This is a genomic window from Shewanella sp. KJ2020, assembly GCF_024197625.1.
Classification (GTDB): domain Bacteria; phylum Pseudomonadota; class Gammaproteobacteria; order Enterobacterales; family Shewanellaceae; genus Shewanella.
Genome location: NZ_JAKUKD010000021.1, coordinates 45,049 through 59,381 on the forward strand (window position 1 = coordinate 45,049; position 14,333 = coordinate 59,381).

General features: G+C 45.0%; 15 protein-coding genes. All 15 read left to right on the top strand.

Features of this window, described 5'->3' with window-relative positions; genetic code table 11:
• The first annotated feature begins 170 nt into the window (after positions 1-170).
• Positions 171-611 (top strand): FMN-binding protein MioC, encoded by a 441-nt coding sequence (gene mioC, locus MJO46_RS12730; RefSeq protein WP_253989611.1) that lies wholly within the window; start codon positions 171-173, stop codon positions 609-611.
• A 440-nt stretch (positions 612-1,051) separates the two neighbouring features.
• Positions 1,052-2,941, top strand: a complete 1,890-nt coding sequence (gene mnmG, locus MJO46_RS12735; protein WP_253989612.1) for a tRNA uridine-5-carboxymethylaminomethyl(34) synthesis enzyme MnmG — start codon at positions 1,052-1,054, stop codon at positions 2,939-2,941.
• Between the two features lie 117 nt (positions 2,942-3,058).
• Complete coding sequence (gene rsmG / locus MJO46_RS12740) at positions 3,059-3,679, top strand: 16S rRNA (guanine(527)-N(7))-methyltransferase RsmG (protein ID WP_253989613.1); 621 nt, start codon at positions 3,059-3,061, stop codon at positions 3,677-3,679.
• Between the two features lie 74 nt (positions 3,680-3,753).
• A complete protein-coding gene (locus MJO46_RS12745; protein ID WP_198781703.1) occupies positions 3,754-4,542 on the top strand; it encodes a ParA family protein in 789 nt (262 codons plus the stop codon).
• 9 nt (positions 4,543-4,551) lie between these two features.
• Entirely contained in the window at positions 4,552-5,430 is an 879-nt protein-coding gene (locus MJO46_RS12750; protein ID WP_253989614.1) for a ParB/RepB/Spo0J family partition protein, read from the top strand.
• Positions 5,431-5,655: 225 nt separating this feature from the next.
• The gene (locus MJO46_RS12755; protein ID WP_037459758.1) at positions 5,656-6,039 is read left to right on the top strand and encodes an ATP synthase subunit I; all 384 of its coding nucleotides are present in this window, start codon (positions 5,656-5,658) and stop codon (positions 6,037-6,039) included.
• Positions 6,040-6,051: 12 nt separating this feature from the next.
• Positions 6,052-6,846: a F0F1 ATP synthase subunit A gene (atpB, locus tag MJO46_RS12760; RefSeq protein WP_198781698.1), complete on the top strand. Its 795-nt coding sequence runs from the start codon at positions 6,052-6,054 to the stop codon at positions 6,844-6,846.
• A gap of 63 nt (positions 6,847-6,909) precedes the next feature.
• The gene (gene atpE, locus MJO46_RS12765; RefSeq protein ID WP_006083840.1) at positions 6,910-7,161 is read left to right on the top strand and encodes a F0F1 ATP synthase subunit C; all 252 of its coding nucleotides are present in this window, start codon (positions 6,910-6,912) and stop codon (positions 7,159-7,161) included.
• Positions 7,162-7,198: 37 nt separating this feature from the next.
• Complete coding sequence (atpF, locus tag MJO46_RS12770; RefSeq protein ID WP_037459755.1) at positions 7,199-7,669, top strand: F0F1 ATP synthase subunit B; 471 nt, start codon at positions 7,199-7,201, stop codon at positions 7,667-7,669.
• Positions 7,670-7,684: 15 nt separating this feature from the next.
• On the top strand, positions 7,685-8,218 hold the full coding sequence (atpH, locus tag MJO46_RS12775; RefSeq protein ID WP_253989615.1) for a F0F1 ATP synthase subunit delta: 534 nt from the start codon (positions 7,685-7,687) through the stop codon (positions 8,216-8,218).
• 14 nt (positions 8,219-8,232) lie between these two features.
• Positions 8,233-9,774 carry a F0F1 ATP synthase subunit alpha gene (gene atpA, locus MJO46_RS12780; RefSeq protein WP_253989616.1) on the top strand — a complete coding sequence of 514 codons (1,542 nt, stop codon included), beginning with the start codon at positions 8,233-8,235 and terminating at the stop codon, positions 9,772-9,774.
• A 50-nt stretch (positions 9,775-9,824) separates the two neighbouring features.
• Positions 9,825-10,685 carry a F0F1 ATP synthase subunit gamma gene (atpG, locus tag MJO46_RS12785; RefSeq protein WP_253989617.1) on the top strand — a complete coding sequence of 287 codons (861 nt, stop codon included), beginning with the start codon at positions 9,825-9,827 and terminating at the stop codon, positions 10,683-10,685.
• Positions 10,686-10,720: 35 nt separating this feature from the next.
• The gene (gene atpD, locus MJO46_RS12790) at positions 10,721-12,112 is read left to right on the top strand and encodes a F0F1 ATP synthase subunit beta (protein ID WP_198781690.1); all 1,392 of its coding nucleotides are present in this window, start codon (positions 10,721-10,723) and stop codon (positions 12,110-12,112) included.
• Positions 12,113-12,148: 36 nt separating this feature from the next.
• Positions 12,149-12,577 (top strand): F0F1 ATP synthase subunit epsilon, encoded by a 429-nt coding sequence (locus MJO46_RS12795; protein ID WP_198781688.1) that lies wholly within the window; start codon positions 12,149-12,151, stop codon positions 12,575-12,577.
• 199 nt (positions 12,578-12,776) lie between these two features.
• Entirely contained in the window at positions 12,777-14,141 is a 1,365-nt protein-coding gene (gene glmU, locus MJO46_RS12800; RefSeq protein ID WP_253989618.1) for a bifunctional UDP-N-acetylglucosamine diphosphorylase/glucosamine-1-phosphate N-acetyltransferase GlmU, read from the top strand.
• Positions 14,142-14,333 lie beyond the last annotated feature (192 nt).

Genomic DNA, 14,333 nt, shown 5'->3' on the forward strand with positions numbered 1-14,333 from the left:
TTATAATTTTTATAAAAACCTTCCGGTCATGATGTATAAAGCACATATGGGCGCCAAAGACACTAACAGACTGCGGAGCATATTTGCCTAAATTTATAAAAAAAACGTGGCAAATCCGATGTAAACACCACCAAATAGCAAAAATTTAACGACCACAGAGAGCAGTAATAATGACAAAAATCGCTATTTTAGTAGGAACAACCTTAGGCAGTAGTGAATATATAGCCGATGAAATGATGGGTCAATTAAAGGCCTTAGGCCATGATGTCAGTTGTTATCTCAGTCCATCCATAGACGAATTAGCCTCCTACACATATTGGATTGTTGTTTGTTCAACCCACGGTGCAGGCGATCTCCCCGACAATATTCAACCCTTCTGCAATGAAATAACCCTAAAAAACCCAGATCTCTCCCATGTAAATTTAGCCCTGTGTGCCATTGGAGATTCCAGTTACGACACTTTCTGCCAAGGTCCAGAAAAGTTAATTGAAGCCCTAAAATACTGCGGTGCAAAAGTGTGTGTGGATAAGATCCAGATCGATGTACAACGGGATCCAGTGCCGGAAGACCCAGCCCTCGCATGGTTAGCGCAATGGCAAGATCGTATTTGAGATCACAATCAGGCTTAATCAAGGAACAACCCACAGTTTAGATCCTATTTATCCACAATTTACTTATTTTAGGTATAAATATGTGGATAAACTATTATTTAGATCTGATCAACCTCTGTGCTATTCACACTCAGATCCGCTCAATGATCCACCTTGTGGATAAGTAGCGGATCTATCCCCACCTTATATCCCATTAGATCGCGATCAGATCACAGGATCAAAAACGAGTTATCTATTGATTTATATGGGTAAATAACCTTATGCACAGAAAACAGCGATCATAATAGTAAACATAATAAGAAGATCTATATAAAGATCTTAAGATCTATTAGTCCGGATCAACTCGATCGAACAAGGTAAAATGATCATTCACCTAGCTCAAAGCAAATGCTAAAATGATCGGCTCGTGTTGAGTCTCTTAAGTTATTAAAGGTAGTGTCATGCATTTTCATGAACGGTTTGATGTTATTGTTGTTGGTGGTGGTCATGCCGGAACTGAAGCCGCATTGGCAGCTGCAAGAATGGGTTCTAAAACATTATTACTAACGCACAATATCGATACGTTAGGGCAAATGTCATGTAACCCAGCAATTGGCGGAATTGGTAAAGGCCATTTAGTCAAAGAAATTGACGCCCTAGGCGGTGCTATGGCTATTGCAACCGATTATGCAGGGATCCAATTTCGTACTTTAAACTCGAGTAAAGGCCCAGCCGTTCGTGCAACACGAGCTCAAGCTGACCGCGCTTTATACCGCCACAAAATCCAAAATATGCTGCAAAATCAGGCTAATTTACGGATATTCCAACAGGCTGTAGACGATCTTATTGTTGAAAACGATCGAGTGATCGGCGTAGTGACTCAAATGGGATTAGCCTTTGAATCGCCAGCGATCGTGTTAACGACAGGCACATTTTTAAGCGGAAAGATCCACATAGGCTTAGAAAACTACAGCGGTGGCCGTGCAGGTGATCCACCAGCCATTGCACTTGCACATCGTTTACGCGAGCTACCTATACGTGTTGGTCGTTTGAAAACGGGTACACCACCGCGTATCGATGCAAACACAATCGATTTTTCTCAAATGGCTGAACAAAAAGGCGATTCTCCATTGCCTGTCATGTCATTTATGGGGGATGTAAGCCATCACCCTAAACAAATTTCCTGTTGGATCACCCACACCAATGAAAAAACCCACGACATTATTCGTGGTGGTTTAGACAGAAGTCCTATGTATTCAGGGGTGATTGAAGGAATTGGTCCTCGTTACTGTCCTTCTATCGAAGACAAGATCCATCGTTTTTCAGACAAATCCTCGCACCAGATCTTTATCGAACCCGAGGGACTAAATACCACTGAAATTTATCCAAACGGGATATCCACCAGCTTGCCCTTCGATGTGCAGTTAAATCTCGTGCGTTCGATCAAAGGTATGGAACACGCGGAAATAGTTCGTCCAGGTTATGCGATCGAATACGATTACTTTGATCCACGGGATCTTAAAAATTCATTAGAAACCAAAACGATCAATGGTTTATTCTTCGCTGGTCAAATCAATGGCACAACCGGTTATGAAGAAGCTGCTGCCCAGGGTTTACTCGCAGGCATGAATGCTTCGCTGCAAGTGCAAGGCAAAGAAGCCTGGTGTCCACGTCGTGACGAAGCTTACTTAGGCGTGTTGGTTGACGATCTATCAACCCTAGGGACAAAAGAACCCTACCGCATGTTCACTAGCCGCGCGGAATATCGTTTGTTATTGCGCGAAGACAATGCCGATTTACGTTTAACCGCTAAGGGTCGTGAACTTGGCTTAGTCGATGACACTCGTTGGGCTGCATTCAGTCAGAAATTAGAATCCATTGAACTTGAATTGCAAAGACTGCGTGGCCAATGGGTGCATCCAAATTCACCTTTGATCCATGCGTTGAATCCACATTTGAATACGCCGATCTCGCGCGAAGCGTCATTTGAAGAATTACTGCGTCGTCCAGAAATGGATTACAGCAAGTTAATACAAATTGAAGGTTTTGGTCCTGGACTTGAAGATCCGCAAGCCGCTGAGCAAGTGCAGATCCAAGTTAAATACTCTGGCTATATTCAACGTCAGCAAGAAGAGATCAACAAAGCTGTTCGTAATGAAAACACAGGGTTACCCTTAAATCTCGATTACAAAGAGGTTCCAGGTTTATCAAATGAAGTGATCGCAAAACTGAATAACCACAAACCGGAAACCATAGGTCAAGCATCACGGATCTCTGGTATTACTCCTGCGGCGATTTCAATTTTACTGGTTCACCTTAAAAAGCGTGGCTTATTACGCAAGAGTGCGTAAATGCTAGCTTAATCGGCAGTTTGGTCGCAGAAGGGAAGCATTCATGCTTCCCTTCGACGTTTCAGGGCTTCATAATAGCCTTCGCGTTCATAATCGTATCTTTGTTGAGGTTGCTCAGTGTTATCAGCCCAGTTAGAGGCTTATTTAGCCGCAATTAATTTGCCCGCAACAGCGGAGCAGAAAAAACAACTAATTGATTTTGTTGGCATGCTCAACAAGTGGAATAAAGCCTATAACCTGACGTCGGTGAGAGATCCCGAGGCCATGTTGATCCGCCATATTATGGATAGCTTAGTCGTATCAAAGCATTTACAAGGTGAGCGTTTTATCGATGTAGGTACAGGCCCTGGTTTACCCGGTATTCCACTGGCGATAATGAACCCAGATAAAACCTTTGTGCTGCTCGATAGCTTAGGCAAACGCATCCGTTTTCAAAAACAAGTCGCCTTTGAGCTGGGCATTCGCAATATCAGTTCGGTAGAAAGCCGCGTCGAGGCCTTTCAACCCGAGCAAAAATTCGATGGGGTGCTTAGCCGTGCCTTCGCATCGATTCAAGATATGTTGACTTGGTGCCATCATTTGCCCACCGAAAATGGGCAATATTATGCCCTTAAGGGCCAGTTAAATGATGAGGAAATGCAGCAAATCCCCGCTGGATTTGCGGTTAAAGATATCATCGAACTCAAAGTGCCAAAACTCGATGAGCAGCGACATTTATTAAAAATAATCAAAGAATAACAGGCTTAAAGCTCCTTCTATTGTGTGGATTTTTAAGTAGGCAATAAACCAGAATTTACATACAGGGTGATATTGTGGGTAAAGTAATTGCCGTGGCTAACCAGAAAGGTGGCGTAGGAAAAACAACTACTTGCGTTAACTTAGCTGCTTCGTTAGCCGCAACAAAACGCAAAGTGCTACTGATAGATCTCGATCCACAGGGTAATGCCACTATGGGCAGTGGTGTCGATAAATACGACGTCGAAAATACGGCTTACGAATTGCTGGTTGAAGATAAACCCTTCGATGAGATCGTCGTTAAAAATACCGCAGGTAAATATGATCTTATTGCCAGTAATGGCGATGTGACGGCCGCTGAAATCAAGCTGATGGAGTTTTTTGCCCGTGAGATCCGTTTGCGTAACGCGCTCGCACCGATAAAAGATCAATACGATTATATATTTATCGACTGCCCTCCTTCGCTCAACATGCTGACGGTCAATGCGATGTCCGCCGCCGATTCTGTATTGGTTCCAATGCAATGCGAGTATTTTGCCCTTGAAGGCTTAACTGCGCTTATCGATACCATTACCAAGTTAGCGGCTTTTGTGAATCCAGGACTTGGGATCGAAGGGATTTTACGCACAATGTACGATCCCCGTAACCGTCTCTCAAATGATGTGTCCGATCAGCTAAAACAACATTTTGGCGATAAGGTCTATCGAACTGTGATCCCGCGTAATGTCCGATTAGCGGAGGCGCCCAGTTTTGGGGCTCCTGCTATGTATTACGATAAGTCGAGCGCGGGTGCTAAGGCATATTTGGCGCTCGCAGGGGAAATGATCCGCCGTTCAGAACAGAAAACTCAGGCTAAGCAAGCGTAAAGGATCACCATGACGTTAAAGAAAAGAGGATTAGGCAAAGGGTTAGATGCCTTGCTGAGTAACAGTCACGCTGCCAGTAAAAAGCATTCTGAGGAAGTGACTGTTACCGATAAAAAAGAAGAACTTATCCATCTTGATCTGGATCTTCTGCAACCGGGTAAGTATCAACCGCGTAAAGACATGTCTCCCGAAGCCTTGGAAGAACTGGCGCACTCTATCCGTAATCAAGGCATTATTCAGCCTATCGTTGTAAGACAAGTCGCAAACGATATGTATGAAATTATTGCGGGTGAACGCCGTTGGCGCGCCTCGCAACTGGCGGGTATCAATAAAATTCCTTGTATTGTCAAACAAGTCCCCGACGAAGCCGCCGTCGCTATCGCTTTGATTGAAAACATCCAGCGTGAAGATTTAAATGCCATGGAAGAAGCCATTGCATTGCAACGTTTAATGCAAGAGTTTGAGCTGACTCACCAACAGGTTGCCGATGTTGTGGGAAAATCCCGAGCGAGTGTATCTAACTTGCTACGATTAAACGGCTTGAATGAGCCTGTTAAGCGTTTACTCGAGTATGGCGATATCGATATGGGCCATGCTCGTGCTTTGTTAGCAATTGAAGGTGAAGAACAGACAAATCTCGCGAGATTAGTGGCTGCCAAGGAATTAACCGTTCGCGAAACTGAACGATTGATTAACCAAACCTTAAATCCGCCTAAACCTGCCGAAACTACGACTAAAGATCAAGATGTTTGTCGTTTAGAGCAGCAGTTAATTGAAAGATTAGGTGCAAAGGTTTCTATCGCCCATGGCAGTAAGGGCAAAGGTAAAATTGTAATTAACTATCAGAATCTGGCTGAATTAGACGGAATTCTTAGTAAAATTCATTAATGTCTGTAGATTAACAGTTTTTAATGTAAATTTGTGACAGATGTTAATTTTACATTTTGACTGTTTTGACGCTATATCACGTTAAAAGTGTTGTTTTTCCTTATCTCAAAGTTGCAATGAAGGCGTGAAAAGGTATACTTTCGCAAGCTTTTTGTGCATCGACAAAAATACGGATATTTGTCATCCGGTCATCGAAACAAAAAGTATGAATGCGGAGAGGATGAGTTGAGTAAGGTTTTAGCGCGTCGTGGCCGGTGGTCAGCCTATAAATTGGTGTTGATGCAGGCGGCGGTCGCTGGGGGTGCTTCAATTCTCTTTTTCGCCGTGTGGGGAGTTCAGTTTGGCTATTCTGCATTAGCAGGTGGTTCAATCGCTGTGCTCCCTAATTTTGTATTCGCGACCCTCGCTTTCTCCCATACGGGAGCAAGTTCAGCTGCAAAAGTCATTAAGACTTTTTACTGGGGGGAAGCGGTAAAGTTGCTGTTAACCATCGCTATGTTTTCGCTAGTGTTTATCAATCTTAAGGTCGCTTTTATGCCACTTTTTGTTTGTTACGTGCTGACGTTAATCGTGCATTGGACAGCTCCTTTATACTTCAAGCAAAGTTAAGTGGGATGAATCATGGCTGCAACTGGTGAAGCGTTAACACCGCAGGGCTATATCCAACATCACCTTACCAACTTAAGTGTTGGTGAAGGTTTTTGGACATGGCACATTGATTCGTTGTTCTTTTCGGTTGGTCTTGGTGTTCTGTTCCTGTGGATTTTCCGCAGCGTTGGTAAAAAAGCGACTTCCGGTGTTCCTGGTAAGCTTCAATGCTTTATCGAGATGATTGTTGAGTTCGTAAATAACAGCGTGAAAGAAAGTTTTCATGGTCGCAATGCCCTGATCGCGCCTTTAGCTCTGACCATTTTTGTATGGGTATTCATGATGAACTTCATGGATATGATCCCTGTCGATTGGCTGCCTCACGCAGCTGCTTTAGCAGGTATCCCTTATCTTAAAGCGGTTCCGACAACTGACGTAAACATCACCTTCAGCTTAGCTATCGGTGTGTTTGTGCTGATTATTTACTACAGCATTAAGGTCAAAGGCGTGTCTGGGTTTGTTAAAGAACTGACGCTACAGCCCTTTAACCATAAGGCAATGATACCCGTCAACCTCCTATTAGAGACTGTTACTTTAATTGCTAAGCCAATTTCATTGGCATTGCGACTCTTTGGTAACTTGTACGCAGGTGAGTTGATCTTCATCCTTATTGCGCTGATGTATGGTACCAATTTGTTATTATCTTCCCTAGGTGTGACTCTGCAGCTAGGTTGGTTAATTTTCCACATTTTGGTTATCACGCTGCAGGCGTTTATCTTCATGATGTTGACCATTGTTTATTTAAGCATGGCCCATGAAGATCATTAAGGATTGCTGAAGAAATTTTAAACTAAATCATCAACTAATTAGATTTAGATACTGGAGATACAGATGGAAACGATTTTAGGCATGACAGCTATCGCTGTTGCTCTGCTGATTGGTATGGGTGCTCTTGGTACTGCAATCGGTTTCGGCTTATTAGGTGGCAAGTTCCTGGAAGGCGCTGCGCGTCAACCAGAAATGGCTCCTATGCTGCAAGTTAAAATGTTCATCGTAGCGGGTCTACTCGACGCCGTAACTATGATCGGTGTTGGTATCGCATTATTTATGCTGTTTACCAACCCGCTGGGTGCAATGCTGTAAAAAACGCTTCTGTCTTAACTCTAAATAGGAGGCTGTTGTGAATTTCAACGCTACCCTAATCGGTCAGACGGTCGCCTTTATCATCTTCGTGTGGTTCTGCATGAAGTTTGTATGGCCCCCTTTGATGAATGCCATCGAAGAGCGCCAAAAAAGGATTGCTGACGGTCTAGCTGATGCTGATCGTGCGGTAAAAGACCTGGAGTTGGCACAAGCGAAAGCGACTGACCAACTAAAAGAAGCCAAGGTAACTGCTAACGAAATTATTGAGCAAGCGAACAAACGCAAAGCGCAAATAGTTGAAGAAGCAAAAGCCGAAGCAGACGCTGAGCGTGCAAAAATCATCGCTCAGGGTAAAGCAGAAATTGAAGCTGAACGTAATCGCGTGAAAGAGGATCTGCGTAAGCAGGTTGCTACTCTTGCCATCATGGGTGCTGAGAAGATCCTTGAGCGTTCTATTGATCCAGCCGCCCACAGTGACATAGTTAATAAACTAGTCGCTGAAATTTGATAAGGGAGTTGAGTTATGGCTGAATTAACCACCATCGCTCGCCCTTACGCAAAGGCAGCTTTTGACGTTGCTGTTGAACATAATGCAGTGGATAACTGGGCCGAAATGCTCACGTTTGCCGCGCTGGTCAGTGAAAACGAAACCATGCAGCCGCTGCTGACTGGCTCTTTAGCCAGTACAAAACTCGCCGCACTCTTTATTAGTGTCTGTGGTGAGCAAATCAATGAGCAAGGTCAAAACTTGATAAAGGTAATGGCTGAAAACGGTCGCTTAAAGGTACTACCTGCTGTATCTCAGTTATTTACTGAATACCGTAATGAGTGGGCAAAAGAAGTGGAAGCCGATGTGGTTTCTGCAACTGAGCTGAGCTCTGAACAACAACAGCAGATTGGTATTTCTTTAGAGAAACGTCTCGCACGCAAAGTTAAGCTGAATTGCAGCACTGACGCCGCGCTCATCGCCGGTGTAATTATTAAGGCAGGTGATCTAGTCATTGATGGCTCGGTCCGCGGTAAATTATCGCGTCTGTCTGATAAGCTGCAGTCGTAATTGGGAGTTTGAGCATGCAACTGAATTCCACTGAAATCAGCGATCTGATTAAGCAGCGGATCGAGCAGTTCGAAGTCGTTAGCGAATCTCGTAACGAAGGTACTATCGTTGCGGTAAGTGACGGCATCATCCGCATCCACGGCCTAGCCGACGTGATGCAAGGTGAAATGATCGAACTGCCTGGTAACCGTTTTGCAATCGCGTTGAACCTTGAACGTGATTCTGTCGGTGCCGTAGTAATGGGTCCTTATGCTGATTTAGCAGAGGGCGTAAAAGTTAAAACTACAGGCCGTATTCTGGAAGTGCCAGTCGGTCGTGGTCTACTGGGCCGCGTAGTTAACACTCTGGGTGAACCTATTGACGGTAAAGGACCTATCGATAACGATGGTTTCTCTCCTGTTGAAGTGATTGCTCCTGGTGTTATTGAACGCCAATCAGTATCACAACCAGTACAAACTGGTTATAAAGCCGTTGACTCTATGATCCCAATCGGTCGTGGTCAGCGTGAATTGATCATTGGCGACCGTCAAACTGGTAAAACAGCAATGGCGATCGACGCAATTATCAACCAGAAAGATTCTGGCATTAAATGTGTGTATGTCGCGGTTGGCCAAAAGGCTTCTACTATCGCTAACGTAGTACGCAAGCTAGAAGAACATGGTGCTTTAGCTAACACTATCGTTGTAGTTGCAACTGCTTCTGAAGCTGCTGCTCTGCAATTCTTAGCGCCATACTCTGGTTGTTCTATGGGTGAATACTTCCGCGACCGCGGTGAAGACTCTTTGATTGTATACGATGACCTGTCTAAGCAAGCTGTTGCTTACCGTCAGATTTCGTTACTGCTGAAGCGTCCACCAGGCCGTGAAGCTTACCCAGGTGACGTATTCTATCTACACTCTCGTTTACTTGAGCGTGCTTCACGCGTAAACGAAATCTATGTAGAAAAGTTCACTAAGGGTGCAGTAACAGGTAAAACCGGTTCTTTAACCGCATTGCCTATTATTGAAACTCAAGCGGGTGACGTATCTGCATTCGTACCGACCAACGTAATTTCTATTACTGACGGTCAGATCTTCCTTGAGACCGATCTGTTTAACTCAGGCTTACGTCCTGCGGTTAACCCAGGTATTTCTGTTTCTCGTGTTGGTGGTGCGGCTCAGACTAAGATCATCAAGAAACTGTCTGGTGGTATTCGTACTGCACTAGCACAGTATCGTGAACTTGCTGCGTTCTCACAGTTTGCATCTGATCTTGACGATGCAACTCGTGCTCAGCTAGAGCATGGTGTGCGTGTTACCGAACTGATGAAGCAAAAGCAATATGCTCCTATGAGCGTAGCGGCTCAGTCTGTGTCTATTTTCGCAGCTGAGAAAGGTTACCTGAAGAGTGTTGAGCTGAAGAAGATCGGTGATTTCGAAGCCGCTCTGCTCTCGTTCATGAACAGCGAGCATGCTGCTTTAATGAAGCTTATTAACGAAACTGGCGATTATAACGCTGAGATCGAAGCTGAATTAAAAGCTGGCCTCGACAAGTTCGTAGCAACCCAAACCTGGTAACAATGATAGAGGTGTCTTAAGACACCTCAGGTCCAGATTGGAGAGTAGAGATGGCCGGCGCTAAAGAGATTAAAACCAAGATCGCGAGTGTTAAAAACACTCAGAAGATCACGTCCGCCATGGAAATGGTGGCAGCCAGCAAAATGCGCAGAGCGCAGGAACGCATGGCTGCGAGCCGTCCATATGCGGAAAGCATGCGTAAGGTGATCGGTCACGTAGCGCAAGGTTCTCTCGAATACAAACACCCCTATTTAGAGGTGAGAGAGGCTAAGCGGGTTGGTTACATAGTTGTAGCAACCGACCGTGGCCTTTGTGGTGGTCTGAACGTTAACCTTTTCAAGAAGGTTGTCGCAGACGTGAAAAACTGGAAAGCCCAAGGTGCAGAATTTGAATTTTGCCCAATTGGTGCCCGTAGTGTGCAGTTTTTCAAAAGCTTCGGCGGACAAGTATCGGCACAAGCATCGGGTTTAGGTGATGCACCTAAATTGAATGACTTGATTGGTACTGTACAGGTCATGCTAGAAGCTTACAACGAAGGCAAGCTGGATCGTCTGTATGTAGTGTTTAACAAGTTTGTGAACACTATGACGCAGACTCCTGTGATCGAGCAGCTGCTACCTTTGCCTAAATCGGAAGATGATGAGGTTGCTCATCGTTGGGACTATATCTACGAGCCTGATCCAAAAGAACTTTTGGATACCTTATTGGTTCGTTATGTAGAATCTCAAGTTTACCAAGGTGTTGTTGAAAACATTGCCTCTGAACAAGCTGCCCGTATGGTGGCGATGAAGGCGGCAACGGACAACGCGGGTGAGCTTATCAACGACTTGCAACTGGTCTATAACAAGGCCCGTCAGGCTGCGATTACGCAGGAACTGTCGGAAATTGTTTCTGGTGCCTCTGCGGTTTAGGTTAGGTAACGAATACAAGTTTTAGAGGATTAATCATGAGCACAGGTACTGTTGTCCAAGTGATTGGCGCGGTTGTGGACGTAGAGTTTCCACAAGATGCCGTACCTCAGGTATATGACGCTCTGAAGATCACAGGTGAAGGCGCCTGTAATGGTTTGGTGCTGGAAGTTCAGCAACAACTAGGTGGTGGTGTAGTTCGTACCATCGCTATGGGTTCTTCTGATGGTCTGCGTCGTGGTCTTGAGGTAGTAAACTCAGGTTCACCTATTTCTGTTCCGGTAGGGGCTGCGACCCTTGGCCGTATTATGAACGTTTTAGGCGAGCCTATTGATGAAGCGGGTCCAATCGGTGAAGAAGAACGTTATGTTATTCACCGTAGTGCGCCTTCATATGAAGATCAATCGAACACTACTGAACTGTTAGAGACTGGCATCAAGGTTATCGACCTTGTATGTCCATTCGCTAAGGGTGGTAAAGTAGGTCTGTTCGGTGGTGCGGGTGTTGGTAAGACAGTTAACATGATGGAACTGATTAACAACATCGCTAAAGCTCACTCGGGTCTTTCCGTATTCGCCGGTGTAGGTGAACGTACTCGTGAAGGTAACGACTTCTACTACGAGATGAAAGATTCTGGCGTTCTCGACAAAGTGGCCATGGTTTATGGTCAGATGAACGAGCCACCAGGAAACCGTCTGCGCGTAGCACTATCTGGTCTGACAATGGCTGAGAAGTTCCGTGACGAAGGTCGTGACGTACTGTTGTTCGTTGACAACATTTACCGTTATACCTTAGCCGGTACAGAAGTATCTGCACTGTTAGGTCGTATGCCTTCTGCGGTAGGTTACCAACCAACATTGGCTGAAGAAATGGGCGTTCTGCAAGAACGTATCACTTCAACTAAGACTGGTTCTATCACCTCTGTACAAGCGGTATACGTACCTGCGGACGACTTGACTGACCCGTCACCAGCAACAACCTTCGCTCACTTAGATGCGACTGTTGTACTGTCACGTCAAATTGCTTCTCTGGGTATTTACCCAGCGGTTGACCCATTGGATTCGACTTCACGTCAATTAGATCCATTGGTTGTTGGTCAAGAGCATTATGACGTCGCTAACGGCGTGCAAACTGTACTGCAACGTTACAAAGAGCTGAAAGACATTATTGCGATTCTGGGTATGGACGAATTGTCAGATGATGACAAGACCACTGTATTCCGTGCTCGTAAGATTGAGCGTTTCTTATCTCAGCCTTTCTTCGTAGCAGAAGTCTTTACTGGATCTCCTGGTAAGTACGTTTCTCTGAAAGACACCATCCGTGGCTTTAAGGGTATTCTGAATGGTGAGTTCGATCACCTACCAGAACAAGCGTTCTACATGGTTGGCTCAATCGATGAAGTTATCGAGAAAGCTAACAAAAAGAAATAACTAAGTAGTCATACTTAGTTTTTTAAGGAGAACGGGATGGCAGCCATGACAGTACAGCTTGATATAGTCAGCGCAGAGAGCAACATCTTCTCTGGTCGCGTAGCTAGCCTACAAGTGACCGGTTCTGAAGGTGAGTTGGGCATCATGCATGGCCACGCTCCACTGTTAAGCTATATCAAACCTGGCATGGCGCGCATCGTCAAACAAGACGGTAGCGAAGAAGTGTTCTACCTTTCAGGTGGTTTACTGGAAGTACAACCTTCTTCTGTTTCCGTATTGGCTGATGTGGTTATGCGTGCCAAAGATATTGATGAGCAAGCGGCATTAGAAGCTAAGCGTCGTGCAGAAGCCCATATGGCAACTGCAGGTGCTGACTTCAATTATGACGCGGCTATGGTTGAGTTAGCGAAAGCTATGGCTCAATTACGTGTTGTTGAAACCATCAAGAAAAACATTGCCAGATAAGGTTATTGTTTGTGAAAAAAGGGCGACCCTAGGGTCGCCTTTTTTGTGTCTAAAAATGGGGTAGATTGGCATTCTTACATGTCTTTAATGGATTAGCATCGCTATCCGCTTCGCTTTTCGATGGGCTTTCCGTTAAAATTGCGCCACTAATACGACCTCAGTTTTTTTACCCTCTTGGGATTTGTTCAAGGATATGGCAATGGCATTAAATGTAGTGATCTTAGCGGCCGGCAAGGGAACACGGATGCGTTCGGATCTTCCTAAGGTATTACATCCTATCGCCCATAAGAGCATGGTGCAGCATGTCATCGATACCGCCCATAGCATTGGCAGTGATGCGATTCAATTAGTCTACGGTTATGGCGCCGACAAGTTACAAACCAGCTTAGGTGAGCAACAACTTAATTGGGTATTGCAAGCCGAGCAATTAGGCACGGGCCATGCGGTCGCACAGGCCATTCCAAATATCGCTGATAGTGATACTGTGCTGATTCTGTACGGTGATGTGCCCTTGATCCAAGCATCGACCCTTGAAGCTTTACTTGCCGCCCGTCCTGAAAATGGCGTGGCCATCTTAACGGTGAATTTAGCCAATCCTATGGGTTATGGCCGTATCGTGCGCGAGCAGGGCAAGGTTGTCGGCATCGTCGAGCAAAAGGATGCCAATGCTGAGCAGTTAGCTATTAATGAAATCAATACTGGCATTATGGCGGTTCCGGGCAAACAACTTAAAACTTGGCTGAGTCGTTTATCCAATAACAATGCCCAAGGTGAATATTATCTAACGGATATTATTGCCATGGCGCATGCTGATGGCGTAGCCATTGATACCGCGCAGCCACAATCGGCGATTGAAGTGGAAGGCGCCAATAATCGCGTGCAGTTAGCGCAACTTGAACGTGCTTACCAAGCCCGCGAAGCTGAAAAACTGATGTTGGCGGGGGCGAATCTACGTGACCCAAGCCGTATCGATATCCGTGGTGAAGTTACCGTCGGTATGGATGTTATGGTCGACGTAAACGTTATTTTCGAAGGCAAAGTGGTGATTGGCAACAATGTTAGCATTGGTGCTGGTGCGATTTTAATCGATTGTGAGATTGCCGATAATGCTGAAATCAAGCCTTACTCTATTATCGAAGGCGCTAAGCTTGGGGTTGCTGCCAGTGCTGGCCCATTTGCCCGCTTACGTCCCGGCGCAGAACTTAAGCAAGATGCGCATATAGGTAACTTTGTCGAAGTGAAAAAAGCGGTCATAGGTGTGGGTTCTAAAGCCGGACACTTAGCCTATTTAGGCGATGCCATTATTGGTGATGGCGTTAACATTGGCGCTGGCACTATTACCTGTAATTATGATGGTGCAAATAAACATCTTACTGTTATCGAAGATAATGTGTTTGTCGGCTCAGATACTCAGCTGGTGGCGCCTGTGACTATTGGTAAAGGGGCAACGTTAGGGGCTGGTTCAACCATTACCCGTGATGTGGGCGAAGATGAATTAGTTATCACTCGAGTAAAGCAAAAACACCTGACGGGTTGGCAACGCCCAGTTAAGCTTAAGAAGTAAATTAGCCTGCAAAACCTAAAATATAAAAGCGGCTCTGGGCCGCTTTTAGCTTTTATAGGAGGTTAAATTAAGGTTGAATTGATCATGTATGATTTGTTGATTTTTCAGCTTTTTGATGTATATCACACTCAATTGTAAATTCATGTAAAGAAGCTTAAATAAAAACACTTCTCATTTATATTGCCTGCAATT

Coding starts and splice junctions, on each gene's coding strand:
- atpG (WP_253989617.1), top strand. CDS start 9,825: ATGGCCGGCGCTAAAGAGATTAAAACCAAGATCGCGAGTGTTAAAAAC.
- MJO46_RS12795 (WP_198781688.1), top strand. CDS start 12,149: ATGGCAGCCATGACAGTACAGCTTGATATAGTCAGCGCAGAGAGCAAC.
- atpE (WP_006083840.1), top strand. CDS start 6,910: ATGGAAACGATTTTAGGCATGACAGCTATCGCTGTTGCTCTGCTGATT.
- MJO46_RS12750 (WP_253989614.1), top strand. CDS start 4,552: ATGACGTTAAAGAAAAGAGGATTAGGCAAAGGGTTAGATGCCTTGCTG.
- glmU (WP_253989618.1), top strand. CDS start 12,777: ATGGCATTAAATGTAGTGATCTTAGCGGCCGGCAAGGGAACACGGATG.
- mnmG (WP_253989612.1), top strand. CDS start 1,052: ATGCATTTTCATGAACGGTTTGATGTTATTGTTGTTGGTGGTGGTCAT.
- mioC (WP_253989611.1), top strand. CDS start 171: ATGACAAAAATCGCTATTTTAGTAGGAACAACCTTAGGCAGTAGTGAA.
- atpB (WP_198781698.1), top strand. CDS start 6,052: ATGGCTGCAACTGGTGAAGCGTTAACACCGCAGGGCTATATCCAACAT.
- atpA (WP_253989616.1), top strand. CDS start 8,233: ATGCAACTGAATTCCACTGAAATCAGCGATCTGATTAAGCAGCGGATC.
- atpH (WP_253989615.1), top strand. CDS start 7,685: ATGGCTGAATTAACCACCATCGCTCGCCCTTACGCAAAGGCAGCTTTT.
- atpD (WP_198781690.1), top strand. CDS start 10,721: ATGAGCACAGGTACTGTTGTCCAAGTGATTGGCGCGGTTGTGGACGTA.